Below are 23,327 nucleotides of genomic sequence, written 5' to 3'. Positions count from 1 at the left end.
GGTTTCTCAGGCCGCGCCGCCCTTCGCGTCCCGGTCCTCGTCGACGATCTCCGCGTCCACCACGCCTTCCTCGTCGGCGCCCGCGCTCTGTTCCCCGGCCGGACCGTCGGCGGCCGACGGCTGGGCCTGAGAGTACATCGCCTGCCCCACCTTCTGGCTGACGGTGGCGAGCCTGTCGACGCCGGTGCGCAGGGCGGCGGTGTCCGCGTTCTGTTCCAGCAGGGTCCTGAGGTCCTTGATCGCCTCCTCGACCTCCCGGCGGGTGTCGGCGGGCACGCGTTCCTGGTTGTCACGGAGGAACTTGTCGGTCTGGTAGACGAGTTGTTCGGCCTGGTTGCGGGTCTCGGCGGCCTCGCGGCGGTTGCGGTCCTCCTCCGCGTACTGTTCCGCCTCCCGCATCATGCGGTCGATGTCGTCCTTGGGCAGGGCGGAGCCGCCGGTGACGGTCATCTTCTGCTCGCGGCCGGTCGCGAGGTCCTTGGCGGAGACGTGCATGATGCCGTTGGCGTCGATGTCGAAGGCGACCTCGATCTGCGGGACGCCGCGCGGGGCGGGCGGCAGGCCGGTGAGGTCGAAGACGCCCAGCTTCTTGTTGTAGGCGGCGATCTCGCGTTCGCCCTGGTAGACCTGGATGCCGACCGAGGGCTGGTTGTCGGCGGCGGTGGTGAAGATCTCCGAACGGCGGGTCGGGATCGTGGTGTTGCGCTCGATCAGCCTGGTCATGATGCCGCCCTTGGTCTCGATGCCCAGGGACAGCGGGGTGACGTCGAGCAGCAGTACGTCCTTGACGTCGCCGCGCAGGACACCCGCCTGGAGGGCCGCGCCGACCGCGACGACCTCGTCCGGGTTGACGCCCTTGTGCGGCTCCTTCCCGGTGAGTTCCTTGACCAGGTCGGTGACCGCGGGCATCCGGGTGGAGCCGCCGACCAGGATGACGTGGTCGATCGCGGACAGCTCCACGCCGGCGTCGCGCACCGCCTGGTGGAAGGGCGTCTTGCAGCGGTCCAGCAGGTCGGCGGTCAGCTCCTGGAACTGGGCGCGGGTCAGTTTCTCGTCCAGGTGCAGCGGGCCCTCGGCGGAGGCGGTGATGTAGGGCAGGTTGATCGAGGTCTCCGAGGAGGAGGACAGCTCGATCTTGCCCTTCTCGGCGGCCTCCCGCAGCCGTTGCACCGCCATCTTGTCGGCCGCCAGGTCGATGCCGTACTGCCCCTTGAACCGTTTGACCAGGTGCTCGACGACCCGCTGGTCCCAGTCGTCGCCGCCGAGGTGGGTGTCGCCGTTGGTGGCCTTCACCTCGATGACGCCGTCGCCGATCTCCAGCAGGGACACGTCGAAGGTGCCGCCGCCGAGGTCGAAGACCAGGACGGTCTGCTCCTCGCCCCGGTCCAGGCCGTAGGCGAGGGCGGCGGCCGTCGGCTCGTTGATGATCCGCAGCACCTTCAGGCCGGCGATCTCCCCGGCCTCCTTGGTGGCCTGCCGCTGGGTGTCGTCGAAGTACGCGGGTACGGTGATCACGGCGTCCGTGACGTCCTCGCCGAGGTAGGCCTCCGCGTCCCTTTTCAGCTTCTGCAGCACCCGCGCCGACAGCTCCTGGGCCCGCAGCCGGGCGCCGTCGACGGTGCCCTGCTCGGGGAAGCGCCAGGCCGCGTCGCCCATGTGCCGCTTCATCGAGCGGGCGGTGCGCTCCACGTTCGTCACGGCCTGCCGTTTGGCGACCTCGCCGACCAGCACCTCGCCGTTCTTGGCGAACGCCACCACCGACGGTGTGGTCCGCGCACCCTCCGCATTGGCGACGACCGTGGGCTCGCCGCCCTCCAGGACGGCCACCACCGAGTTCGTCGTCCCGAGATCGATCCCGACCGCGCGTGTCATGGTCCGTTCCCTTCCGCCGAGGGCGCCTGCCACCCTTCCAGCACAGAACGTGCGTACGGCCCTGTCAATGGACGAGTGCCCGGAAACGGCGACGCCGCGCCCCCGGGCGGGGACGCGGCGTCGCCGAGCGGGCAGGGCGGGTCAGGCCAGCTCTGCCGTCAGCGTGATGGTCGTACCGGTCAGGGCCTGGCTGACCGGGCAGTTCTTCTTGGCGTCCTCGGCGGCCGAGGCGAAGCCCTCCGCGTCCAGGCCGGGCACCTGGCCGCGCACGGTGAGGTGGATGCCGGTGATGCCCTCGCCGGGCTGGAAGGTGACGTCGGCGTTGGTCTCCAGCCGGGTGGGCGGGGTGCCGGCGCCGGCCAGGGCGTGCGAGAGGGCCATGGAGAAGCAGCTGGAGTGGGCGGCGGCGATCAGTTCCTCGGGGCTGGTCTTGCCGTTCGCGTCCTGGGCGCGCGAGGCCCACGTGACCGGCTGCTGGCCGATGCCGGAGGAGTCGAAGGTGACGACGCCGTTGCCCTCGAGCAGGTTGCCTTCCCAGACGGTGTGTGCGGTGCGCGTGGTAGCCACGATGGTTCCTTTCGCGTGGGGTCCCGTTTCCAGGATTCTCTGGTCCCTATCCGATCACATCCGGGCTCGTCCCACTCCGAAGACCGGCCCACGCGGGGTGAACGGGAGGTGACCGGCACGCTGCCGGCCGGGCCGGCTCTCAGGCGGCCCGCTCCTCCTCCACGTCCGTGGTGAGCGGCACCTGCGGTCCGTCCAGCTCGCTCAGCCAGCGGCGCAGGACGCGGTGCACGTGCTCGGCGCCGGTCAGCCGCTCCCCGTCCCCGACGGGCGCGGACAGCTCCCGCGGGGAGAGCAGGAACGGGCGCGACTGGGCGCCGCCGAGGCCGCCGTGGGAGCCGATCTGCTCCTCGAAGGCGAGGACTTCGCCGTCGGCGGGGTCGTGGGCGGAGTTCACCATGATGTCCGCGGTGTGCGGGAAGGAGTGGGTGCGGCGGACGGCGTCGGCGGCGCCGGGGCCGAAGCGGGCCAGCGGGCCGCAGGTGTCGTCGAGGTCGGCCAGCGGTATCTCGGCGCCGTAGGCGCCCAGCACCACGCCGCCGTGTGCCTCGCTGCGCACCAGCAGGAAACCGACGCCGGGGTGGTTGGCGAGGGTGGTGAGCAGGGCGGGGTGGCGGGTGTCGATCTCCTCCTTGGTCATGCGGTGCGGCACGTCCGGGAAGGAGACCAGACCGAGGTTGCCGGAGGCCAGCACGATCGGCTCCGAGTCGCGGGAGGAACGGTGGTGGGCGCCGCTCTCCTCCACGGGCCGGCGCAGGGCCGCGCGGACGGCGGCGCGGGCCTCGGCGCCGCTGCGGGTGCGTTCGGCGCGGCGGGGTACGGGCAGTCCGCAGCCGGCCCGGACCAGGTCGCCGAGGGTGAGGCCGTAGCGGGCCCGGAAGGTCTCGCCGGGGCTCTGTCCGTGGTCGGACAGGACGACGATCCGGTAGGGGCGCGGGGCGTGTTCGGCGACCCGCTCGAGGAGGGCGAGGGACCGGTCCAGGCGCTGCAGCACCTTCTCGGCGTCCCGGCTGTGCGGTCCGGAGTGGTGGGCGACCTCGTCGTAGGCGACGAGGTCGGCGTAGACGGCGGTGCGGCCCGCCAGCATGTCGCCCATCACCGCGGCGACGACGACGTCCCGTTCGACGACGGTGGCGAAGGCACGGACGAAGGGGTAGAGCCCGCCGCGGCTGACCCGGGGGCGCGTCCTGCGGACCCGGGCGCGGGTGGACTGGCCGATCTCGCGGACCACCTCGGCGACGAAGGACAGGGCGGTGCGCACGGCGTTGGCGGGGTCGGAGAAGTACGCGAAGTAACCGGCGCGGGAACGGTTCTCCCGGCTGCGGCGGCGGGCGGCGATGGACAGGACGAGGGCCTGTTCGCCGGCGCCGCCGCTGAAGAGATTGCCGCGGCTGGCGCCGTCCAGGGTGAGCAGCCCACCGTCGCCGGTGTGCTGGATGGCGCGGCGCTGCAGCTCGGCGGCGCTCGTCGGACGGTTGCTCACCATCACCTCCCCCCGGTCCTTCTCGTACCAGCGGAAGGCCGGCACGTCGAAGGTGCTGCCGTGCAGGATGCCGAGCTGGCTGGCGCCGGTCTGGCTGGACCAGTCGGTGCGCCAGGCGGTGAGGCGGTGGGTGGGCCGCGTGCGGTCGGTCACCGCGTGCGTCCCGACGCCTGCCGGCCGTGTGCCGTCGCCTGCCGCTTCGAGGCCCGTCGGCGGTGTGCCGTCGGCTCGCTGCATGCCGTCGGCCGTGGCCAGCCAGCGGGCGACGGTCGGCATCAGGCCCCCTGCGACCGCCCGCGTGAGCACGTCGTGGCCCACGCCGTCGAGCTGGACGCAGACCAGGCCGGGGGCGGAGGGGCAGGGCGGCTCGGCCCGCCGGCTGCGGGTGGCGAGCCGGTGCAGGCGGCGGCGGTAGGTCTCGTCGTCGCGTACGGCGAGGGCCGCGCCGGTGGCCGAGGCGACGGCGGACATCACGGCGGCGACGATGACGGCGGTCTCCGGGGCGGCCTCCCCGCGGCCGGAGGGGTTGATGCGCAGGGCGAGCAGCAGCAGGGAGCCGTTGAGGAAGAAGACCAGCAGGCCGATCACCAGGGCGGGCACCAGCAGCAGCAGCCGTACCAGGAGCGGCCAGACGACGGCCGAGAGCACACCGAAGGCGCCGGCCCCGCAGGCGGCGGTGATGGCGATACGGGTGGCGCTGTCGCCGTCGGCGGACTGGAGCTGGAAGTCGGGCAGCAGCCCGGCGAGGACCAGCATGGTGAGCGTGGAGACCGCCCATACGGTGATGCTCCGCCCGACCTGACTGGCGATCCGCCGCCACCGCACGCCTCGCACGCCCCGCACACCTCACGTCCCTGCCCTCCCCGCCCTCCGGGCGGGGGACCCCCGACTCGCTTCGCTCGGCCGACCAGGCCGGGCTCCACCTTGTCATACCGGGCACAGCCCGCACGGGGTCATACCGGGCGGACACCCCGGTCCGGGCGGGTCACGGGAGGGGCGTCACCGCCCGTCGTACCCGGCCGTCGGCATCGACAGGCGCCGGTGCACGCGGGCCTTCATCTGCGCGTCGTACGACGGCTCGGCCCGCCCCACCGTCTCCACGCGCACACCCCGGCGCGCGCACTCGGCGGTGAACTCCTCCACCGACGACAGGGCTCGCTCGAGCACCCGCAGGCTGGGCGCGACGAACAGGTCCACCCCGGGCCGTACCCCGTCCCACAGGGCACAGTGGTCGAAACGCAGGCCGCCGACGAGCAGTTCGCGGGCGATCACGTACCCGCGCTCGGCCGCCCAGCGGGCGCACATCGCGTGCTGGCTGCGGGAGTCCACCAGGAAGGGGTCGGCCTCCAGCTCCTCCAGAGGCGTCAGGCTCGCGATGGAGGTGACCCGCACCGGCATGATCGCGCCGAAGGCACCCCGCAGCTGTCCCATGGCGTCCCCCCTCACCTCCGGGTTTCGCCGCCGACCCTACTCCTGCCCGTAGGCTTCGGGGAGTCGCGTGAAGGAGGCGAAGAAGGTGCCGGTGGAGATCACCTGGTGGGGTCACGCAACCTGCACGGTGGAGGATGCGAACACGCGGGTGCTCACCGATCCTCTGTTCGCCCGGCGGCTGGCGCATCTGCGGCGCCGCCGGGGTGCCGTGCCGCCGGCCGAGGCCCGCCGCGCCGACGTCGTGCTCGTCAGTCACCTGCACGCGGACCATCTGCATCTGCCCTCGCTGGCCGGCCTCGCCCCGGGCACGCGCCTGCTCGTGCCCCGGGGCGCACAACGGGCGGTACCCGGTTTGCGCCGGCTGCGGGGGCTGCGGATCACCGAGGTGGCCCCCGGGGACGAGGTGCGGGCCGGCGACCTGCTGGTGCGGGTGGTGCCCGCACTGCACGACGGGCGGCGGCTGCCGGTGGGCCCGCACCGCTCACCGGCGCTCGGCTACGTCGTGGTGGGCGAGGCGCGCACCTACTTCGCCGGGGACACCGGGCTGTTCGACGCCATGGCCGAGCGGGTCGGGCCGGTGGACGTGGCCCTGCTGCCGGTGGGCGGCTGGGGACCGTATCTCGGTGAGGGGCATCTGGACGCGGGGCGGGCGGCGCGTGCACTGGCCCGGCTGGCGCCGCGGGTCGCGGTGCCGGTGCACTACGGGACGTACTGGCCGATCGGGATGGACGCGGTGCGCCCGCACGAGTTCCACGCGCCGGGCGACGAGTTCGTGCGGCTGGCGGCCGCGGCCGCGCCGCGGGTGGCGGTGCACAAGCTGGGGCACGGGGAGAGTGTCCGGCTGGAGGTCGCCCGGTGAGCCGGTCCGCCCTGGCCGTGGTGCTCGCCGCCGCGTCCACCTCGAGCGTGCCGCCGGAGTCGACGCGGCAGGCCCTCGGTTATCCGTCGCTGTTCCTGCTGGTGCTGATCGGCGCGCTGGTGCCGGTGGTGCCGACCGGGGCGCTGGTGAGTTCGGCGGCGGTGGTGGCGTTCCATCAGACGGAGCCGTTCTCGCTGGCCCTGGTGTTCGTGACGGCGTCGCTGGCCGCGTTCCTGGGGGATGCGGCGCTGTACTGGCTGGGGCGGCGCGGGATGCGGTCGAAGAACGGCTCACGGTGGCTGGAGGCGATCCGGTCGCGGGCGCCGGAGGAGCGGCTGGCGCAGGCACGGGGGAAGCTGGCCGAGCATGGCGTCGCGGTGCTGGTGTTGTCCCGGCTCGTCCCCGCCGGGCGCATACCGGTGATGCTGGCCTGCCTGCTGGCGGAGTGGCCGTTGCGGAGGTTCGCGCGGGGGAATCTGCCCGCGTGTCTGGCGTGGGCGGCCACGTATCAGGTGATCGGTGTGGTGGGGGGTTCGTTGTTCGCGGAGCCCTGGGAAGGGGTCGTGGTGGCGGTCGCGCTGACCCTGGCGATCAGCGCGGTGCCGGGTGCGGTGCGCCGTCTGCGGTAGCACCCCTGAAGGGCGCTTCACTCCAGGGTCTTCGATGCCCCCACCGGCAGATCCCACAGGTCCTCACGCGCCAGCCCCGCCTTCTCCCAGGCCGTCCGCGCCCGGGTGAGTGGTTCAAGGACCGGTTCGGCGGAGAGGATGAAGGTGCCCCAGTGCATGGGGGCCATGCGGCGGGCCCCTAGGTCGAGGGTGGCCTGGACGGCTTCTTCCGGATCGCAGTGGACGTCGCTGAGCCACCAGCGGGGGTCGTAGGCGCCGATGGGCATCAGGGCGAGGTCGATGCCGGGGTAGCGGCGGCCGATGCGGGAGAACCAGTGGCCGTAACCGGTGTCGCCGGCGAAGTACAGGCGCTGTCCGTCGGAGGCGGTGAGGACCCAGCCGCCCCAGAGGCTGTGGCAGGTGTCGGTGAGGGTGCGCTTGGACCAGTGGTGCGAGGGCACGAAGTCGAAGCGGACACCGGCGAGTTCCGCGCCTTCCCACCAGTCCAGCTCGGTGACGCGGGTGAACCGGCGGCGGTGGAACCAGCGGCCGAGGCCCGCGGGCACGAACACCGGGGTGTCGCGCGGGAGCCGGCGCAGGGTGGGGGCGTCGAGATGGTCGTAGTGGTTGTGGCTGATGACGACGGCGTCGACGCGGGGCAGCGCGTCCCAGGCGACGCCGACGGGGGTGACACGGGCCGGGGTGCCGAGGATGCGGCGGGACCACACGGGGTCGGTGAGGACGGTCAGGCCACCGATCCGCAGGACCCAACTCGCGTGTCCCGCCCAGGTGACGGCGAGGGTGCGGGTGCCGACGCGCGGCAGCGGGGCGGGCGCGTACGGGATGCGGGGGATGTCGGCGAGGCCCTCCGGGCCGGGGCGTACGGCGCCTTCGCGGGCGAAGCGGGCGAGGGCCTTCAGGCCGGGCAGGGGGGCGGTGAGCCGGTCGTGGAAGGTCCGTGGCCAGACCCGGTGTTCACCGAGGGGGCGGGGCTCGGCCAGCGGGGGGAAGGGGCGCGCGAGCGGGGCCGGCACATCGGCCTTGCGGGCGGCCTCCGGCGTCGGGGTCCCGGCGGTCGCGGGGGGCGTCGTGGTCGTCGTGGTCGCCGTGGTCGATCCGGGCTCGTGCGTCTGCTGCGTCATCGAGGATGCTCCCATCGCTGAGCGTCGTCGCGGAGATCGTCGAGGACCGACCTCAAGGAGATCAACGCGCGTTGCACGTGCGGCAGTTCCAGCGGCGCGGGTGACGTGAGGCATTCCGTGCGTTCCTCGTCCGTGCCGCCCAGCAGGGGCCCGGTGGAGAGCCGTACGCGCAGGGCTCCGAGGTCGTCGCCGAAGCGGTGGCCGCCCGGCGCGGGCATGCCGAGCCGGGCGGTGAGGAGGTCCTCCAGTTCCTGTGCGTCGCCGACCCCTTGAGCGGCGAGCGCTTCACGCAGCGGACCGAGGTCGGCGTAGAGATGACGGCCGGCCTGGGGCGGGCGGGCGAGGCCGCCGACGGCGACGACCGCGGCGTGCGCGGCGGCGGCCACGCGCGCGTGCAGCCGTACCGTGGCCTCGCGGCGCTCGATGACGGGCGGGGGTTCGTCGAGGGCGTATCCGGCGGCCGCGGCGACGGGGGCCGCGATCCGGGCGCCGAGCGCGGTGAGGATGTCGAGCACGCGCGCGTGGAGGTGCTGCCCGGTCTCGGTGGCCGGGAAGCGGGCGATGGCGGCGGGCCAGCCGAGGGGCAGCAGGGAACCGGCCAGGTCGGTGACGACGGTGACCCGGTCGGGCTGCATCTCGGCGGGGCTGAGCAGCACGGTCCCGTGGGGGTCGTGCAGCGTGTCGCGCCAGGTCTCGTCGCTGACCAGGTGCAGTCCCTCGGCCGTGGCGGCCTCGATGGTCTCGTGCAGCAGTTCGGGCGGGGCGACGGTGGCGGTGGGGTCGTCGGCGACGGACAGCACCAGCAGCCGTGGGTCGCCGCCCTCGGCGCGGACCCGGCGCACGGTCTCCAGCAGGGCGTACGGGTCGGGGACGCCACCGCTCTCGGCGGGCGTGGGCACGTGGAAGACGGGCCGGCCCAGCAGCCGGGCGTAGGGCGCCCACCAGGCGGCGCAGGGGCGGGGTACGAGAACGTCGGCGCCGTCCCCGGCCAGGGCGGCGGTGAGGGCGAGCAGCAGGGCGGGGGCGCCGGGACCGGCGGCCACCCGGTCGGGGACGCAGGGCAGTCCGCGGCGGGTCCAGTAGCCGCAGGCCGCTTCCAGCAGGGCGGGGGCGCCGCCGACGGGCAGGGCGTCGGCGCGGTGCGCGGCGGCGGCGAGGACGGCGGACAGTTCGGGGAGCACGGGCAGGCCGTCGCCGGGCAGGGGCGGGCCGTAGCGGACGGGGCCGTGGCCCTCGTGGTCCGTCCGCCGCATGTCCGCCTCCGCGCAGTCCGTGGTGCCGGGTGCCGTCCCGTCCGGGCCGTGGTGCCTTCGGGAACCGCTGTGTGCTGTCCGCCGTTGTGTGCTGTCCACCTGTGAGGTGCGGGGGCCCGCCGGCCGTGGTCCGCCGTCCCGCGGGGCTCCGTCGTCGCCGGTGCGGTGGTGCGTGTGGTGCCCGTGGGCCGGTGTGTCCTCGGGAGGGTGTGTACCCGCCGGACGGCGCTCCATGGCCGGTGCCCGGAGTTGTCCGGGTCACATCCCCGTGGGCCGGCCTCCCGCGGACCGTCTGCGGCCGTGGACCCGGTAGGCGGCCGCGCCGCAGGCGGCGGCGATGAGCACACCGCCGGCGACGAGGGCCGGGACCGAGTCGTTGAAGGTGCCTCCCACTCCGGCCTCCACTCCGTGCTGCACGGATGCCTGGGCGCATCCGTCGCTGCCGTGCGGCTCACGGCAGGTCTGTCCGTCCGGGCAGGACCCGCCGTGGGACTGCCCGCACCGGCCGCCGTCGTCGGGGCAGGAGCCGGTGCCGGTGCACTGCCGCCCGGCTCCCTGACACGGCTCGTCCTCGTCCTCGCCTTCGCCCTCGCCGTTGGCTCCGTCCTTGCCCTCGTCCTTCTGGCACGGGGAGGGGTCCGGGCAGGCCGCGTCCGGCCGGCAGCGCGCGTCGTCCTGGCAGGCACCGGCTTCCCGGCACCGGCCGTCGTCGGCGCACGGCGTGGCGTCCCGGCAGGCCTGGGTGTCGTCGCAGGGCTCCGGCCCGGCGCACGAAGAACCGACGCCGGCGCCGTCGTCGTCCTCTTCGCCGCCGTCGCCGTCGCCCCCTTCGCTGCTGCCGCCGCCGTCGACGGTGTAGGTCGCGCTCCACGGCTTGCCGGCTGCGCCGGTGGTGCCCGGGCAGGCCCCGTCGACGGTCCACGCAGCGTCCCGGCCGGTACCGGCGGGGTCGTCCTCGGTGCCCGCGCCGGCAGGGTCGGCGGCCTCCTCGGCGCCGACGGGAGCGCCTGTGGAATCGCCGGCGGGAGCGCCTATGAGATCGCCGGCGGAATCGCCTTGGGGATCGCCGGCGGGATCCACCACGGCCGTGTCGCCGGCGGCCACGCGGGCGGTGCCCCGGTAGGCGAGGCCGGTGGTGCCGGTGACCCGGGTCAGATGCGTGGTGCCGCCCTCGAAGCCCGGTGAGGTGGCCTCGAGGGTCCGCGGCACCGAGCCGGTGACGGCGTCGCAGGTCACGGACACGGTGACGGTGCCGCCGGGCCGGACGGTGCCGGGACTGGCGTCGGCGGCGGGATCCGCGAGGGCGGCGGGCCCGGCGAGGGCGAGCGCGGCACCGGCGACGAAGGCGACGGACAGGGCACGGACGGTGCGGCGCATGGGACGTGCTCCTCGGCGGCTGCGGCGTATGGGTCGGGCGGCGGCGGTACGCCGGGGCACCGGTACGGCGGTACGGCCGTGCGGGCCACGGGTCCGGGCACGGGTCGCGCCCTCGCTGCCATCACAGCCCGCGCCGCGTCGTACCGCGCGCGGCCGCAGCCCATTCGCGGGACACGAACGGCCGGCCGGGTGACGGAGGGACGCTCCGGCGTGCGGGTGGCGGCCGGCCGTGCCGACAGGGGGCTGACGGCGGCCCACGAGGTTTTCCGTCCCCCACCCAGGTGACTCGGTAGGGGCTGACCGGATCGTCCGCTTCGTACCGCACCGGGGAGGTCCCTCCATGAGCACCAAGGTCTCCGACCACATCCTCGAACGCCTGCGCGCCTGGGGCGTGGAGCAGGTCTTCGGCTATCCGGGCGACGGAATCAACGGGCTGCTCGCCGCCTGGGGCCGCGCCGACGACCGGCCGCGGTTCATCCAGTCCCGGCACGAGGAGATGTCGGCGTTCGAGGCCGTCGGGTACGCCAAGTTCAGCGGCAGGCTCGGCGTGTGCGCGGCGACCTCGGGACCTGGCGCGATCCACCTGCTCAACGGCCTGTACGACGCCAAGCTGGACCACGTGCCGGTGCTGGCGATCGTCGGTCAGACGAACCGGACCGCGATGGGCGGCTCCTACCAGCAGGAAGTGGACCTCCACTCGCTGTACAAGGACGTCGCCTCGGAGTTCGTGGAGACGGTGACGGTGCCCGAGCAGCTGCCGAACGTGCTGGACCGGGCGATCCGTACGGCGTACGCGCGCCGCTGCCCGACCGCGCTGATCATCCCCGGTGACGTGCAGGAGCTGGACTACTCGCCACCGACGCACGAGTTCAAGATGGTGCCCTCCAGCCTGGGCATGAGCGACTACACGGCGATCCCGACGGACGAGGCGCTGCGCCGGGCGGCGGACGTCCTGAACGCGGGCGACAAGGTGGCCGTCCTGGTCGGACAGGGTGCGGCGGGCGCGGTCGCAGAGGTGCGGGAGATCGCCGAGCTGCTCGGCGCGGGTGTCGCGAAGGCGCTGCTCGGCAAGGACGTCCTCAGCGACGAGCTGCCGTACGTCACCGGGCCGATCGGCCTGCTGGGCAGCAGGCCGTCGTACGAGCTGATGCGCGACTGCGACACGCTGCTGACGATCGGTTCGTCGTTCCCGTACACGCAGTTCATGCCGGACTTCGGCAAGGCACGGGGCGTGCAGATCGATCTCGATCCGCACATGATCGGTATGCGGTACCCGTACGAGGTGAATCTCGTCGGTGACGCCCGGGCGACGCTGCAGCGGCTCATCCCGCTGCTGACGAGCGACCGCGGCGGGCGTGAGTGGTACGACACGGTGTGCGCGAACGTGCGCCGCTGGCACGAGACGATGGAGCGGCGGGCGGGTCTGTCGGCCGATCCGATCAACCCGGAGTACGTGGCCCGCGCCCTGGATCCACTGCTGCCGGACAACGCGATCGTCACCTCCGACTCCGGGTCGGTCGCCAACTGGTACGCCCGGCACATCACCATGCGGCCGGGCATGCGGGGCTCGCTGTCCGGGACGCTGGCGACGATGGGGCCGGGTGTGCCGTACGCCATCGGCGCGAAGTTCGCGCATCCGGACCGGCCGGTGTTCGCGCTGGTCGGGGACGGAGCGATGCAGATGAACGGGCTGGCGGAGATGATCACCGCCGCGAAGTACCGGGACCGCTGGTCGGATCCGCGGCTGGTGGTGGGCGTGTGGAACAACCATGACCTGAACCAGGTGACGTGGGAGATGCGGGCCATGGAGGGCGCCCCGTCCTTCCTGCCGTCGCAGGCGATCCCGGACGTGCAGTACGCCGCGTTCGCCCGTTCGCTGGGGCTGACCGGCGTCCGGGTGGAGAAGCCGGAGGAGGTGGAGGCCGGCTGGCGGGCGGCCCTGGAGGCCGACGGGCCGGCCGTGATCGAGTTCCTCACCGACCCCGCCGTACCGCCGATCCCGCCGCACGCCACCTGGGAGCAGATGGAGGCGACGGCCGCGTCGATCCTCAAGGGCGACGCCGACCGGGGTTCGGTGATGAAGCACGGGCTGAAGGCGAAGATGCAGGAGTTCCTGCCGGGCCGGAGCAGGCGGTAGCCGGGACGTGCGGGAGTGGAACGGCCGGTTTCCGGCGGCCGGAGCGGGTGTCGGTCTCCGGCCGCCGGGTACGCGGTGCGGACCTTCGACCCTCTGGAGGGAGACATGCAGCGAGGCAGTGACCGGCTGAGCGTCCACCGGGACGACGAGATGAAGCACGAGCTGAAGGACCTGCTGAGGTCCGGGCATCCGACGCGCGTCGAGGAGTGGCACGATCCGGAGCCGGCCGCGGACGACGACCCGGAGGTCTGGAGCGGGCCGGTGGGCGGTCTGGGATCGCCCGCGTCGCTGGAGCGGCTGCGGCTGGAGCTGGCGCGCAACCTGAACCGGCACGCGTTTCCCGCGAAGGCGGGGGAGCTGGCGCGGGCACTGCGCCGGAGCAACGCGCCCGGCACTCTGGTCGACGCGGTGGCGAGGCTGTCGCACCAGGACCGCTACGACAACATCCAGCACCTGGCGAAGGCGCTGGCGGGCGGCGAATGAGCCGGAGCCGGGCGGCGGAGATCGCGCGCGACGCGACCGTCGACGTCGGGGACGTCACGACACGGTTCCCGCTGTACGGGCTGCTGCCCGGCTGGTTCGTGCCGGGGCTCGCCGACCGGGCGACGCACCGGCGCACCCGCATCGAGGACACGGCGGGGACGAAGGAGTCCCTGGGGCGACGGCGCTGTGGGACGTGCGCACGGCCGTCGACAGCGACCGTGCGGTCGAGCCCGTCGAGCAGCACATCCACAGCTTTCTGGAGTCGCTGCCGATCGGCGGGCCGACCTCGCTGATGTGTCTGCACGGGCGCGGGGACCCGGACGCGTGGCGGCTGGTGCCGCGCCGGCGTCCGTTGTCGGCGGGAGGTCTGGCGGGCATCGGCGTCGCGATCGGCGCGTGCGTGCTCCTGCCGTACGGCGAGGAGCTGCTGCGCTGCCGACGGGCGGCCCGGGACAGGAAGCGGCGCGCGCGGTCGGCGAAGGCGGCTGTGCGGGCCGGGAAAGGAAGCTGAGGATCATGCGTATCGCGTTTCTGGTGGCGCCCGAGGGCGTGGAGCAGGTCGAGCTGACCGAGCCGTGGAAGGCGGCCTCGGACGCCGGGCACGAGCCGGTGCTGGTGTCGACGGATTCCGGGAAGATCCAGGCGTTCAACCATCTCGACAAGGCGGACACGTTCCCCGTGGACGAGGTGGTGGGCGAGACATCGGCCGGTTCGTTCGGTGGTCTGGTGCTGCCGGGCGGGGTGGCCAATCCGGACTTCCTGCGAATGGACGAGAAGGCCGTCGCGTTCGTGCGGGAGTTCTTCGAGCAGGGCCGCCCGGTCGCGGCGATCTGCCATGCGCCGTGGACGCTGGTGGAGGCGGACGTCGTGCGGGGACGGGTGCTGACGTCCTGGCCCAGTCTGCGGACGGACATCCGCAATGCGGGCGGCACCTGGGTGGACGAGCAGGTGAAGATCTGCGACCACGGCTCCAACCAGCTGGTGACCAGTCGCAAGCCGGACGATCTGAAGGCCTTCTGCGACGCGTTCCTGCACGTGTTCGCCGGGGAGGCCGGCTGATCCGCCGTATCGGGGGGGGGGGGGGGGGGGGGGGGGGGGGGGGTTGGGTGGGGGGGGGGGGGGGGGGGGGGGGGGGGGGGGGGGGGGGTTTTGTCTCTTGCCTTCTGCGCCATCCCCCCCCCCCCCCCCCTGCGCCCCCCGCCCCCCCCCCCCCCCCCCCCCCCCCCCCCCCCCCCCCCCCCCCCCCCCCCCCGCGCGGGTGCCGAGCGCCGCTCTCGTGCCTGACGAGCGCCGCTCGGGTGCGTGCCGGGCGCCGCTCAGGTGCCGGACGTGTCCGGGGTCGCCGCCTCGCCGCAGCCGCGCTCACGGGCGCCCTCGCGGGTGCGGCCCGCGCTCACCAGGCGGCGCGGGTTGCGGCGCAGGTATTCGCCCTCCAGCTGCGCCATGCGCTCGTTGTGGGCCCGCAGCGCGTCGTTCGAGGCGTACAGGAGGGTGTCGTGGCGCGTGCGGTGGATCGTCTCCAGCTCCTTCATGAGCTGCTGGTCGTCCAGCCTGCTGGGGTCGACTCCGGTCATGGTGGTTCCCCGCTCGTCGTATGCGTGTCTGCGGTCCGGGTACCCGCCCCGGCATGCGCTGCACCCGGGGGGCTTCCGGGAGGAATCCATGGAGCTGGCGTGCCTGCATCCACTGTACGAACATCCGGGGCCGTGGGCCTCCGCGGGCGCCGGCCCGCCCCCGCCGGACGAGGAGCGGCGGGCGGCGTCCGCGCGCGGCTACCGGGCCCGCTCCACCCGGCGTTCGTCCCAGACCGGTTCCGGGGTCTCACGGACGCGACCGTCGCTGCCGAAGACGAGGAAGCGGTCGAAGGAGCGGGCGAACCAGCGGTCGTGGGTGACCGTGAGGACCGTGCCGTCGAAGGCCTCCAGGCCCTCCTGGAGGGCCTCCGCGGACTCCAGGTCGAGGTTGTCGGTCGGCTCGTCCAGCAGCAGCGCGGTGACGCCGGCGAGTTCCAGCAGCAGGATCTGGAAGCGGGCCTGCTGGCCGCCGGAGAGCCGGTCGAAGGACTGCTCGGCCTGCTGGGTCAGCTCGTAGCGGCGCAGCCGGGACATGGCCGCTCCCCGGTCCTGGGAGTGTTCCTTCCACAGGATGTCCAGCAGGGTGCGGCCCTGGAGTTCGGGGTGGGCGTGGGTCTGCGCGAAGTGGCCGGGCACGACCCGGGCGCCCAGCTTGAACGTGCCGGTGTGGGCCACGTCCTCGCCGGCCAGCAGCCGCAGGAAGTGTGACTTGCCCGATCCGTTGGAGCCGAGGACGGCGACCCGTTCGCCGTAGAAGACCTCCAGGTCGAAGGGCTGCATCAGGCCGGTCAGCTCGAGCCCCTCGCACGTGACGGCCCGTACGCCGGTGCGGCCGCCCTTGAGACGCATGGTGATGTCCTGCTCACGGGGCGGCTCCGGGGGCGGGCCGGCCTCCTCGAACTTGCGCAGGCGGGTCTGGGCGGCCGCGTACCGGGAGGCCATCTCGTGGCTGACGGAGGCCGCCTGGCGCAGGTTCAGAACCAGCTTCTTCAGCTGGGCGTGCTTCTCGTCCCAGCGGCGGCGCAGCTCCTCGAAGCGGGCGAAGCGCTCGCGGCGGGCCTCGTGGTAGGTGGCGAAGCCGCTGCCGTGCACCCAGGCGTCGGCGCCGGCCGGGCCCGGCTCGACGGAGACGATCTTCTCGGCGGCGCGGGCGAGGAGTTCCCGGTCGTGGGAGACGAAGAGGACCGTCTTGCGGGTCTCCTTGAGCTGCTCCTCCAGCCAGCGCTTGCCGGGCACGTCGAGGTAGTTGTCCGGCTCGTCCAGCAGCAGCACCTCGTCGGTGCCGCGCAGCAGTGCCTCCAGCACGAGGCGCTTCTGCTCGCCGCCGGAGAGGGTGCGCACCTGCCGCCACTGGGCGCGCTCGTAGGGCATGCCGAGGGCCGCGGTGGTGCACATGTCCCACAGGGTCTCGGCCTCGTAACCGCGCGCCTCGGCCCAGTCGGCGAGGGCCTGTGCGTACCGCAGCTGGGCGGCCTCGTCGTCGACGGTCATGAGGGCGTGCTCGGCCTCGTCGACCGCCTTCGCCGCCTCACGGATGCGGGGCGGGGCGACGGACACGAGCAGGTCCCGGACGGTCGTCTCGTCGCGTACGGAGCCCACGAACTGGCGCATCACACCGAGGCCGCCGCTGACGGTGACGGTGCCGCCGTGCGGTTTCAGCTCGCCGGAGATCAGCCGGAGCAGGGTGGTCTTGCCCGCGCCGTTGGGGCCGACCAGGGCGACGGCGGTGCCTTCGCCGACGCGGAAGGAGACATCGCCGAGCAGCGTCCTCCCGTCGGGGAGGTGGTACTCGAGGTGCGCGGCTTCCAGATGTCCCATGGGCAGGCATTCTCCGGGGCGGCCCCGGTCCGCGGCAAACTCTTATCCCGCGGTGCCCTCGAGCGGTTCCCCCGCCGGGCCGCCCTCCCCCGCCGGTTCCACCGTGTGCCCCTCCCAGGACAGCGCCTTCCACCCGTCGGACGGGGAGCCCTCCAGGACGACCACGCCGGTGTTCCGCAGGGGGCGGGCGGCGGCGAAGTCCACGTCGACGTTGTCGGCGCGGGCGGCGGTCCACACGCGGACGGCGGCGCCGTGGCTGATCATGGCGACGGTGCGGGCGCCGCTCGCGGCGGCCTCGGCGATCACGGCGTCGTACCGGGCGAGGGCCTCCTCGCCGCTCTCCCCGCCCGGGACGCGCAGGGCGGTGTCCCCGGCCGCCCACGCGAACACGGTGCGCAGGTACAGCTCGCCCTCGGGTGAGTGGCCGGGCCGCATCTCCAGATCGCCGGCGGACACCTCGCGGATGCCGTCACGGACGATCACCTCGAGGCCGCGGGCGGCGGCGAGCGGGGCGGCCGTGAGCTGGGTGCGGGTCAGGGTGGAGGCGTAGAGGGCCTCGATGTCCTCCCCGGTGAGCACACCCGGCAGGGCGGCGGCCTGTGCCTCGCCGAGCGGGGTCAGTCCGGAGCCCGGTACGGCCGTGTCCAGCAGGTGGTCCACGTTGGCGGGGGTCTGGCCGTGGCGGACCAGGAGCAGGCGCATCCGGGGGATCTCCTCACCGCACCGGCCGGGCGCACGGCGCACGGGGACACAAGAAACGGGCACTTCAGGGTAACCGCACCCCATGAGCCCAGACCTGGACCTGACCGCCGTCCCGACCAGCCGCAACGCCCTGTGCAAGCTGCTCGACCTCGACTCCCGGGTGTTCGAGGCGGCCGCCGCCTGGCACTGGCCCGGCGCCGAGCGGGTACTGCCCCGCCTCAGCCGCAGCGCGAACCACGGGGTGCTGTGGTTCGCCACGGCCGCCGCGATGGCCGCGAGCCGCACGCCCCGGGCCCGCCGGGCCGCCGTCAGGGGGCTCGCCTCCCTCGGCCTGGCCTCGCTGACGATCAACACCCTCGGCAAGCGGTCCGTGCGCCGGGAGCGGCCGGTGCTGGACCCGGTGCCGCTGACACGGCAGCTCAAGCGGCAGCCGATCACCACCTCGTTCCCGTCCGGGCACTCCGCGTCGGCGGCCGCGTTCGCGACCGGGGTCGCGCTGGAGTCTCCGGCGTGGGGCGCGGCGGTGGCGCCGGTGGCGTTCTCGGTGGCCGCCTCCCGGGTCTACACCGGGGTGCACTTCCCGATCGACGTGCTGGCCGGTGCGGCGCTCGGGGCGGGCGCCGCCTTCCTGGTACGGCGTCTGGTGCCGACCCGGGCGGAGGTCTGGCGGACCGCGCGGCCGCGTGCCGAGGCCCCGGCGCTGGACGACGGCGACGGTCTGGTGGTGGTCGCCAACCAGGCCTCGGGCACGGCGGACCGGGTGCGCGCGCTGCACGAGGCGCTGCCGAAGGCGGAGGTCGTCGAGTGCGCGCCGGAGGAGATCCGGGACGCGCTGGCGAAGGCGGCGGCCCGGGCGCGGGTGCTCGGGGTGTGCGGCGGCGACGGCACCGTGAACGCGGCCGCGGAGGTCGCTCTGCGCCACGGCCTGCCGCTCGCGGTGCTGCCCGGCGGCACCCTGAACCATTTCGCCTACGACCTGGGCGTGGAGGACGAAGGCGATCTGGCGCGCGCGATCCGGCAGGGCGAGGCGGTCCGGGTGGACGCGGGCCGGTTCGTCACCGCCGACGGCGCGGGCGTGTTCCTGAACACGCTGAGTCTGGGCGTCTATCCGGAGCTGGTGCGCGAGCGGGAACGCTGGTCGCACCGGATCGGCGGCTGGCCGGCCGGGGTGCTCGGCGCGTTGCGGGTGCTGCGCGCGGACGAGCATCCGCTGGAGGTGGAGGTGAGCGGTGAACGGCGGCCGCTGTGGCTGCTGTTCGTCGGCAACGGCGTCTACCACCGCATGGGGCTCGCGCCCGGCCGCCGTACCGACCTGGCGGACGGCCTGCTGGACGTGCGGGTGGTGCACGGCAGCCGGCGACCCGCGCTCAGGCTGCTCGCCGCGGCCGTCGCGGGCCCGCTGACCCGCTCCCCCGCGCATGCCGCGGTGCAGGTGAACCGGCTGCGGCTGACCGGCATCGCGCCCGGTACCCCGCTCGCCTACGACGGCGAGGTCACGGCGGTGTCGGGTGAGGTGACGCTGGAGAAGCTGCCGGAGGCGCTGACGGTCTACCGTCCACTGCGCGCAACGGCTTGACGCACCGTCAGTCCATTATGCAAAACGCGTATCTCATCATCCGGCATGCGGGCGTACCGTGACGCCTACCGTCGGCCCGATGCCGCAGGGCACCGGGCCGGTACGACCGGAAGGGGTACAGCCATGCCGAAAGCGCAGGAGACCGCCGTCTACACGCACGGGCACCACGAGTCGGTGCTGCGTTCGCACACCTGGCGCACCGCCGCCAACTCCGCGGCCTACCTGCTCGGTTCGCTGAAACCCCACATGAAGATCCTGGACATCGGCTGCGGTCCGGGAACCATCACCGCCGACCTGGCGGAGCTGGTCCCGGACGGCCATGTCACCGGCGTCGACCGGGCTCCCGGAGTGCTGGAGCAGGCCCGCGCCACCGCCGCCGCGCGCGGTCTGGGCAACGTCGACTTCGCGGTCGCGGACGTCCACGCCCTGGACTTCCCGGACGACACGTTCTGCGTGGTCCACGCCCACCAGGTCCTCCAGCACGTCGGCGACCCGGTGCAGGCGCTGCGCGAGATGCGCCGGGTGACCCGGCCGGGCGGGTTCATCGCCGTACGCGACGCGGACTACGCGGCGATGACCTGGTACCCGGCGCTGCCGGGCCTGGACGACTGGCTGGACCTGTACGAGCGGGTGGCCCGGGCCAACGGCGGCGAGCCCGACGCCGGGCGCCGGCTGAAGGCGTGGGCGCTGGCGGCCGGGCTGCGGGACGTCACGGCCGGCTCCGGCACCTGGACGTTCGCCACGCCCGAGGAGCGGGCCTGGTGGAGCGGGCTGTGGGCGGACCGCACCCTCGCCTCCGCCTACGCCGACCGGGCCACCCAGGGCGGTCACGCGACCACGGAGGAGCTGGGGGCGGTGTCGCAGGCCTGGCGGGAGTGGGGCCGGCGGGAGGACGGCTGGTTCGCGGTCCTGCACGGGGAGATCCTGTGCCGCAAGGAAGCCTGATCCGGCAGGGTGAACCGGGGGGTCCGCACCGGGGAACCCGGTGAGTGCGGTCCCCGCGCCCGGCTCATTCGCGGGGAAGCAGCGGTCCGAGCGGTCCGAGGTCCAGATTCAGGTCCTCGGGCCGCAGTCCGTACCGGTCCCTGAGTTCGGCCATCCGGTCCTCCAGCAGCATCAGGGTGAGCCCGATGCGCTCCTCCTGCTCCTCGGTCAGCTCGCCGGTGTCGAAGCGGCGCACCGCCTGCCGTTCCATGAGCTGGCGCAGCAGCTCCACCACGGTCAGGACGAGTTTCACCAGGTCGCGCTCGACCGTGTCGGGCTCCAGGTCGAGCCGTCCCCGCGGGTTGCGCGTGGTCATACCGGCTCCTCGAAGGGCGAGGGGACCTGTTCGTTGACGGAGCTGATCAGCGCGTTCAAGTCGATACGGACGAGATCCACGTCCGCGATGCGCAGCGTGAGGTCGCCGGTGATGACGACTCCGCCGGCCAGCAGCCGGTCCAGCAGGTCGACGAGTGCGATCTCGCGTCGTTCCACGACGGTCATCGTCCGGCCCCCCTCATGATTCCTCGCCCGTGAACGAGTAGGCGGCCCACGGACCGGTGAGTTCCACCCGGATTCCCGGGGCCTCGTCCTTCGTGCGGTCGACCAGTTCCACGAATTCCTCGGAATGCGCCCGGGGCACCAGGTAGGCCCCGTTGAGGATGTTCTGGCCCGGCGTCGTGGACAGCGCGGAATTCTGCGGGGCGTGCAGCCGGGAATCCTCGGCGAGCCGGGAGAGCCTCTCGTTCAGGGACTGCGCGAATTTCTCGGCCCGCTGCCACTTCTCCTCGTGCGCGTGGCTGTGCTCGCGCCGCCGGCGCAGATAGTCCCGCCCGGTGGCCGGCTTCGCCGGGGCGGGGGCGGGTTCGGCCGGCTCGGGCTCCAGGTACACCTTCACGCCCCATTCCACCCGGCCGTGCAGCCGGTCCAGGGTGCGCCGGAAGTCGTCCTCGCGGGCCTCGATCATCGTGCGGACGCCGCTGTCGTCCCGGAAGACGGTCGCGAGCCGCAGCGGCAGCGGGGTGGTGACCGTGGTGAGCGCGTCGATCACGCCCTGGTGGGCGCGGGCGGTCGCGGCCAGCCAGTCCAGGTCCTCCAGGTGGGCCTTGAGGGCGGTCTCGGAGAAGTCCGCCTCCGGGACGGTGCTGACGACCGCGATGAGGTCGTGGTGGTGCAGCAGCGCCGGCGGGGCGCCCCCGATGCCGGTGAGCTGGGACTGCAGGGGCGTCCCGAAGGGGCGGCAGACGGCGTAGACGTACCGCAGTCCGGTCATGGTGCCTCCTTCGGCGCGCGGCGCGGTTCGCGCGGTTCCAGTTCCAGCTCCTCCAGTCGGGCCAGCCGCTCCCTCAGCTCGGCGTTCTCCCGGGTCAGCTCGTCCCGGCGGGCCCGGGAGGAGAGGGCCGGGTCGCTCTCCCACCAGTCGATCCCCATCTCCTTGGCCTTGTCGACCGAGGCGATGATGAGCCTCAGTTTGACGGTCAGCAGTTCGATGTCGAGCAGGTTGATCCGGATGTCACCCGCGATGACGACACCCTTGTCGAGCACGCGTTCCAGGATGTCGGCAAGGTTGGCCCCCGAGCCCTGGCCATAGGGCTCGGGGAAGCGGCCGGGCGTCGTCATCGACGGCTCCCGCGCTCGGCGTACTCCGGTTCCTCTTCCTCCTCGTACTCCTGCTCGGGCTCCTCACCCTCCTCGGGCTCACCCTCTTCCTCTTCCTCTTCCTCGCCCTCGTACTCCTCGGCCTCGTCCTCGGGCTCGGCCTCTTCCTCGGGCTCGGCCTCTTCCTCGGGCTCGCCCTCTTCCTCAGGCTCGCCCTCTTCCTCGGGCTCCTCGCCCTCTTCCTCAGGCTCGCCCTCTTCCTCGGGCTCCTCGGCCTCGCCCTCCGGAGTCTCCTCCTCCTCGGAGCCTTCGGCCTCCTTCTCCTCCTCGGCCACGGCGTCCTCGTGGCTGCGGACCACCTCGCCGTCGCGGATCTCACCACGCCAGCCGTCGTCCGCCTCGCCCTTGAGGGTGATGAAGCGGACGAAGTGCTTCAGATCCAGCCTGGCCCTGCGGCCCTGGGCGCGCCAGATGTTGCCGGTCTTCTCGAACAGCCCGCTGGGGTAGTACTCCATGACCAGCAGCACCCGGGTGAGGTTCTCCCCCAGCTCGTGGAAGGAGACGACACCCTTGACGGTGCCCTTCGCACCCTCCGACGTCCACTGGATGCGGTAGTCGGGGATCTGCTCGGTGGTGTGCGCCTTCCAGCTGCGGCTGGACCAGAAGATCTTCGCCTGCCAGTCCGAGTCGGTGTCGCTGGCCCGGCTGGCGCTCTTGACGCCCTTGGCGAAGCCGGAGAAGTCCTTGTACTGGGTCCACTGGTCGTAGGCGGTGCGCAGCGGCACGCCGACGTCGACGGACTCCATGATGACGGTGGGCTTGTTGCCCCCGCCGCTCTTTCTCTTCCCCTTGCCGCCCCCGAGGTTCTTCAGCGCACCCATCACGTTCTCCTTGGCGCGGGAGGCGCCCAGCTCCAGAGCGGAGCGCAGCGGGCCCTTGCCTTCGGCGAGCTTGCGTCCGCCGTCGAGCGCGAGCTTGGCGAAGCCCGGGCTGTTGCCCTCGGCGATGTCGTTGAGTTTGCCGGTGGTCTCGCCGAGCTTGCGGCCGAGGCCGGTGAGCATCTTCGTGGCCTGCGCGGCCAGGAACTCCTGGGCCTCCGCCTTGAGCCGGTCGGCGGCTTCGCTGTGGGCGAGGTCCGTCAGCGGGTTCGCCTTGGCCGCACCCGTGGCCTTGCCGGCCGCGGAGCCGGCGGATCCGAGGGTCTCGGTCATCGGTCATCGCCCTTCGACTGCCGGGGCCCGGAGCCCCGGGCGGCACTGCCGGTCGAGGCCGTCTTCTTCGCGGCCGACCCGGCGGCGCCGGTCTTCTTGGCCGCCGCCTTCTTGGCGGGAGCCTTCTTCGCGGGCGCCGTCTTCTTCGCCACGGCCTTCTTCGCGGGAGCCTTCTTCGCCGGGGCCTTCTTCGCCGGCTTCTCGCCGCGCGCCTCGGTGCCCCGGTCTTCGCGGTCGCCGTCCTCCCGCTCGGCGGGCTCCTCGGCTTCCTCGGCTTCCTCGGCGGACTCCTCGTAGGCGTCCTCGTCGCCCTGCTCCTCGTCGGAGCCGGTGGGCGCCGCTCCGGAGAGCTGGTCGCGCACCTGGGCGGTACGGCCGTGCAGCCGGTCGGCGAGCGTGTTCATCTGCCGCTCGACCATCGCTCCGGTGGCGGCCTTCCCGACGCCCCGCATGTCCTGGCGCAGCTGGTCGCCCATCTCCTTGAACTGCGGGTTGTTCTTCAGTTGCTGCTGCGCCAGCTCCGCGAGTGCTCTCGGGGTGAGGTTCAGCTTCTTCCCGGCCACCAGGGAACCGACCGCCAGTGCCATTTTCAGCTTCTTGGTGCGTCCGAGGAGATATCCGGCCCCTACGGCGAGGCCCAGTGCCGTTCGGTTCATC

At 73.4% G+C, this 23,327-nt stretch carries 24 protein-coding genes; 8 read left to right on the top strand and 16 right to left on the bottom strand.

Annotated elements, in window-relative coordinates; all coding sequences use genetic code 11:
• Nucleotides 1-6 precede the first annotated feature (6 nt).
• The 4 genes from dnaK to ACZ5CW_RS16895 form a co-directional block, all read right to left on the bottom strand.
• Nucleotides 7-1,872 (bottom strand): molecular chaperone DnaK, encoded by a 1,866-nt coding sequence (dnaK, locus tag ACZ5CW_RS16910; protein WP_468601887.1) that lies wholly within the window; start codon nt 1,870-1,872, stop codon nt 7-9.
• A gap of 141 nt (nt 1,873-2,013) precedes the next feature.
• On the bottom strand, nt 2,014-2,439 hold the full coding sequence (locus tag ACZ5CW_RS16905; RefSeq protein WP_468601885.1) for an OsmC family protein: 426 nt from the start codon (nt 2,437-2,439) through the stop codon (nt 2,014-2,016).
• Nucleotides 2,440-2,578: 139 nt separating this feature from the next.
• Nucleotides 2,579-4,753, bottom strand: a complete 2,175-nt coding sequence (locus ACZ5CW_RS16900; RefSeq protein WP_468601883.1) for a phage holin family protein — start codon at nt 4,751-4,753, stop codon at nt 2,579-2,581.
• Between the two features lie 165 nt (nt 4,754-4,918).
• Entirely contained in the window at nt 4,919-5,350 is a 432-nt protein-coding gene (locus ACZ5CW_RS16895) for a hypothetical protein (protein WP_468601881.1), read from the bottom strand.
• 85 nt (nt 5,351-5,435) lie between these two features.
• Here ACZ5CW_RS16895 and ACZ5CW_RS16890 point away from each other — a divergent pair, with 85 nt between their 5' ends.
• Complete coding sequence (locus ACZ5CW_RS16890) at nt 5,436-6,209, top strand: MBL fold metallo-hydrolase (RefSeq protein ID WP_468602078.1); 774 nt, start codon at nt 5,436-5,438, stop codon at nt 6,207-6,209.
• Between the two features lie 17 nt (nt 6,210-6,226).
• A complete protein-coding gene (locus ACZ5CW_RS16885) occupies nt 6,227-6,838 on the top strand; it encodes a DedA family protein (protein WP_468602076.1) in 612 nt (203 codons plus the stop codon).
• Nucleotides 6,839-6,855: 17 nt separating this feature from the next.
• On the opposite strand, the gene ACZ5CW_RS16880 is transcribed toward ACZ5CW_RS16885, so the two are convergent.
• The 3 genes from ACZ5CW_RS16880 to ACZ5CW_RS16870 form a co-directional block, all read right to left on the bottom strand.
• Nucleotides 6,856-7,959, bottom strand: a complete 1,104-nt coding sequence (locus tag ACZ5CW_RS16880) for an MBL fold metallo-hydrolase (protein WP_468601879.1) — start codon at nt 7,957-7,959, stop codon at nt 6,856-6,858.
• Nucleotides 7,956-9,212, bottom strand: a complete 1,257-nt coding sequence (locus ACZ5CW_RS16875; RefSeq protein ID WP_468601877.1) for an aminotransferase class I/II-fold pyridoxal phosphate-dependent enzyme — start codon at nt 9,210-9,212, stop codon at nt 7,956-7,958. The genes ACZ5CW_RS16880 and ACZ5CW_RS16875 overlap by 4 nt, the downstream gene beginning before the upstream one ends.
• Nucleotides 9,213-9,470: 258 nt before the next feature.
• Entirely contained in the window at nt 9,471-10,589 is a 1,119-nt protein-coding gene (locus tag ACZ5CW_RS16870; protein WP_468601875.1) for a hypothetical protein, read from the bottom strand.
• 340 nt (nt 10,590-10,929) lie between these two features.
• On the opposite strand from ACZ5CW_RS16870, the gene ACZ5CW_RS16865 reads away from it, so the two are divergent.
• The 4 genes from ACZ5CW_RS16865 to ACZ5CW_RS16850 all read left to right on the top strand — a co-directional run bounded on the left by ACZ5CW_RS16865 (nt 10,930) and on the right by ACZ5CW_RS16850 (nt 14,268).
• Nucleotides 10,930-12,726 carry a thiamine pyrophosphate-requiring protein gene (locus ACZ5CW_RS16865; RefSeq protein ID WP_468601873.1) on the top strand — a complete coding sequence of 599 codons (1,797 nt, stop codon included), beginning with the start codon at nt 10,930-10,932 and terminating at the stop codon, nt 12,724-12,726.
• Between the two features lie 105 nt (nt 12,727-12,831).
• The gene (locus tag ACZ5CW_RS16860) at nt 12,832-13,209 is read left to right on the top strand and encodes a DUF2795 domain-containing protein (RefSeq protein WP_468601871.1); all 378 of its coding nucleotides are present in this window, start codon (nt 12,832-12,834) and stop codon (nt 13,207-13,209) included.
• A gap of 193 nt (nt 13,210-13,402) precedes the next feature.
• Nucleotides 13,403-13,720 carry a hypothetical protein gene (locus ACZ5CW_RS16855; protein ID WP_468601869.1) on the top strand — a complete coding sequence of 106 codons (318 nt, stop codon included), beginning with the start codon at nt 13,403-13,405 and terminating at the stop codon, nt 13,718-13,720.
• A gap of 5 nt (nt 13,721-13,725) precedes the next feature.
• Nucleotides 13,726-14,268 (top strand): type 1 glutamine amidotransferase domain-containing protein, encoded by a 543-nt coding sequence (locus tag ACZ5CW_RS16850; RefSeq protein ID WP_468601868.1) that lies wholly within the window; start codon nt 13,726-13,728, stop codon nt 14,266-14,268.
• 257 nt (nt 14,269-14,525) lie between these two features.
• Here ACZ5CW_RS16850 and ACZ5CW_RS16845 read toward each other — a convergent pair whose 3' ends face one another.
• The 3 genes from ACZ5CW_RS16845 to ACZ5CW_RS16835 form a co-directional block, all read right to left on the bottom strand.
• Nucleotides 14,526-14,783, bottom strand: a complete 258-nt coding sequence (locus ACZ5CW_RS16845) for a DUF6158 family protein (RefSeq protein ID WP_468601866.1) — start codon at nt 14,781-14,783, stop codon at nt 14,526-14,528.
• Between the two features lie 198 nt (nt 14,784-14,981).
• Complete coding sequence (locus ACZ5CW_RS16840; RefSeq protein ID WP_468601864.1) at nt 14,982-16,601, bottom strand: ABC-F family ATP-binding cassette domain-containing protein; 1,620 nt, start codon at nt 16,599-16,601, stop codon at nt 14,982-14,984.
• A gap of 42 nt (nt 16,602-16,643) precedes the next feature.
• Complete coding sequence (locus tag ACZ5CW_RS16835; protein WP_468601862.1) at nt 16,644-17,303, bottom strand: histidine phosphatase family protein; 660 nt, start codon at nt 17,301-17,303, stop codon at nt 16,644-16,646.
• Nucleotides 17,304-17,385: 82 nt separating this feature from the next.
• Here ACZ5CW_RS16835 and ACZ5CW_RS16830 point away from each other — a divergent pair, with 82 nt between their 5' ends.
• A complete protein-coding gene (locus tag ACZ5CW_RS16830) occupies nt 17,386-18,879 on the top strand; it encodes a phosphatase PAP2 family protein (RefSeq protein WP_468601860.1) in 1,494 nt (497 codons plus the stop codon).
• Between the two features lie 123 nt (nt 18,880-19,002).
• A complete protein-coding gene (locus ACZ5CW_RS16825; RefSeq protein ID WP_468601858.1) occupies nt 19,003-19,824 on the top strand; it encodes a class I SAM-dependent methyltransferase in 822 nt (273 codons plus the stop codon).
• A gap of 64 nt (nt 19,825-19,888) precedes the next feature.
• On the opposite strand, the gene ACZ5CW_RS16820 is transcribed toward ACZ5CW_RS16825, so the two are convergent.
• From ACZ5CW_RS16820 to ACZ5CW_RS16795, 6 genes are read right to left on the bottom strand one after another with little or no spacing between them, the layout of a single operon-like run.
• Nucleotides 19,889-20,179: a gas vesicle protein K gene (locus ACZ5CW_RS16820; RefSeq protein WP_468601856.1), complete on the bottom strand. Its 291-nt coding sequence runs from the start codon at nt 20,177-20,179 to the stop codon at nt 19,889-19,891.
• A complete protein-coding gene (locus tag ACZ5CW_RS16815; protein WP_468601854.1) occupies nt 20,176-20,364 on the bottom strand; it encodes a gas vesicle protein in 189 nt (62 codons plus the stop codon). Before ACZ5CW_RS16815 ends, ACZ5CW_RS16820 begins: the two co-directional genes overlap by 4 nt.
• Before the next feature lie 13 nt (nt 20,365-20,377).
• On the bottom strand, nt 20,378-21,133 hold the full coding sequence (locus ACZ5CW_RS16810) for a GvpL/GvpF family gas vesicle protein (protein ID WP_468601852.1): 756 nt from the start codon (nt 21,131-21,133) through the stop codon (nt 20,378-20,380).
• Nucleotides 21,130-21,480, bottom strand: coding sequence for a gas vesicle protein (locus ACZ5CW_RS16805; RefSeq protein ID WP_468601850.1), 351 nt, complete (start codon nt 21,478-21,480; stop codon nt 21,130-21,132). Before ACZ5CW_RS16805 ends, ACZ5CW_RS16810 begins: the two co-directional genes overlap by 4 nt.
• A complete protein-coding gene (locus ACZ5CW_RS16800) occupies nt 21,477-22,670 on the bottom strand; it encodes an SRPBCC family protein (protein WP_468601848.1) in 1,194 nt (397 codons plus the stop codon). Before ACZ5CW_RS16800 ends, ACZ5CW_RS16805 begins: the two co-directional genes overlap by 4 nt.
• Nucleotides 22,667-23,326 (bottom strand): DNA primase, encoded by a 660-nt coding sequence (locus ACZ5CW_RS16795; RefSeq protein WP_468601846.1) that lies wholly within the window; start codon nt 23,324-23,326, stop codon nt 22,667-22,669. Before ACZ5CW_RS16795 ends, ACZ5CW_RS16800 begins: the two co-directional genes overlap by 4 nt.
• Between the last annotated feature and the right edge of the window lies 1 nt (nt 23,327).

The organism is Streptomyces sp. NPDC031379 (genome assembly GCF_055569615.1).
Note: the sequence above shows the minus strand (reverse complement) of the source record. Positions and strands in the feature narration are given on the sequence as shown.

What these genes read in the sequence shown, in the direction of transcription:
- ACZ5CW_RS16895 (WP_468601881.1), bottom strand. Translation starts at nt 5,350, where the DNA reads ATGGGACAGCTGCGGGGTGCCTTCGGCGCGATCATGCCGGTGCGGGTC.
- ACZ5CW_RS16845 (WP_468601866.1), bottom strand. Translation starts at nt 14,783, where the DNA reads ATGACCGGAGTCGACCCCAGCAGGCTGGACGACCAGCAGCTCATGAAG.
- ACZ5CW_RS16835 (WP_468601862.1), bottom strand. Translation starts at nt 17,303, where the DNA reads ATGCGCCTGCTCCTGGTCCGCCACGGCCAGACCCCCGCCAACGTGGAC.
- ACZ5CW_RS16805 (WP_468601850.1), bottom strand. Translation starts at nt 21,480, where the DNA reads ATGACGACGCCCGGCCGCTTCCCCGAGCCCTATGGCCAGGGCTCGGGG.
- ACZ5CW_RS16860 (WP_468601871.1), top strand. Translation starts at nt 12,832, where the DNA reads ATGCAGCGAGGCAGTGACCGGCTGAGCGTCCACCGGGACGACGAGATG.
- ACZ5CW_RS16870 (WP_468601875.1), bottom strand. Translation starts at nt 10,589, where the DNA reads ATGCGCCGCACCGTCCGTGCCCTGTCCGTCGCCTTCGTCGCCGGTGCC.
- ACZ5CW_RS16840 (WP_468601864.1), bottom strand. Translation starts at nt 16,601, where the DNA reads ATGGGACATCTGGAAGCCGCGCACCTCGAGTACCACCTCCCCGACGGG.
- ACZ5CW_RS16875 (WP_468601877.1), bottom strand. Translation starts at nt 9,212, where the DNA reads ATGCGGCGGACGGACCACGAGGGCCACGGCCCCGTCCGCTACGGCCCG.
- ACZ5CW_RS16800 (WP_468601848.1), bottom strand. Translation starts at nt 22,670, where the DNA reads ATGACCGAGACCCTCGGATCCGCCGGCTCCGCGGCCGGCAAGGCCACG.
- ACZ5CW_RS16795 (WP_468601846.1), bottom strand. Translation starts at nt 23,326, where the DNA reads ATGAACCGAACGGCACTGGGCCTCGCCGTAGGGGCCGGATATCTCCTC.
- ACZ5CW_RS16815 (WP_468601854.1), bottom strand. Translation starts at nt 20,364, where the DNA reads ATGACCGTCGTGGAACGACGCGAGATCGCACTCGTCGACCTGCTGGAC.
- ACZ5CW_RS16880 (WP_468601879.1), bottom strand. Translation starts at nt 7,959, where the DNA reads ATGACGCAGCAGACGCACGAGCCCGGATCGACCACGGCGACCACGACG.
- ACZ5CW_RS16850 (WP_468601868.1), top strand. Translation starts at nt 13,726, where the DNA reads ATGCGTATCGCGTTTCTGGTGGCGCCCGAGGGCGTGGAGCAGGTCGAG.
- ACZ5CW_RS16820 (WP_468601856.1), bottom strand. Translation starts at nt 20,179, where the DNA reads ATGACCACGCGCAACCCGCGGGGACGGCTCGACCTGGAGCCCGACACG.
- dnaK (WP_468601887.1), bottom strand. Translation starts at nt 1,872, where the DNA reads ATGACACGCGCGGTCGGGATCGATCTCGGGACGACGAACTCGGTGGTG.
- ACZ5CW_RS16865 (WP_468601873.1), top strand. Translation starts at nt 10,930, where the DNA reads ATGAGCACCAAGGTCTCCGACCACATCCTCGAACGCCTGCGCGCCTGG.
- ACZ5CW_RS16825 (WP_468601858.1), top strand. Translation starts at nt 19,003, where the DNA reads ATGCCGAAAGCGCAGGAGACCGCCGTCTACACGCACGGGCACCACGAG.
- ACZ5CW_RS16810 (WP_468601852.1), bottom strand. Translation starts at nt 21,133, where the DNA reads ATGACCGGACTGCGGTACGTCTACGCCGTCTGCCGCCCCTTCGGGACG.
- ACZ5CW_RS16830 (WP_468601860.1), top strand. Translation starts at nt 17,386, where the DNA reads ATGAGCCCAGACCTGGACCTGACCGCCGTCCCGACCAGCCGCAACGCC.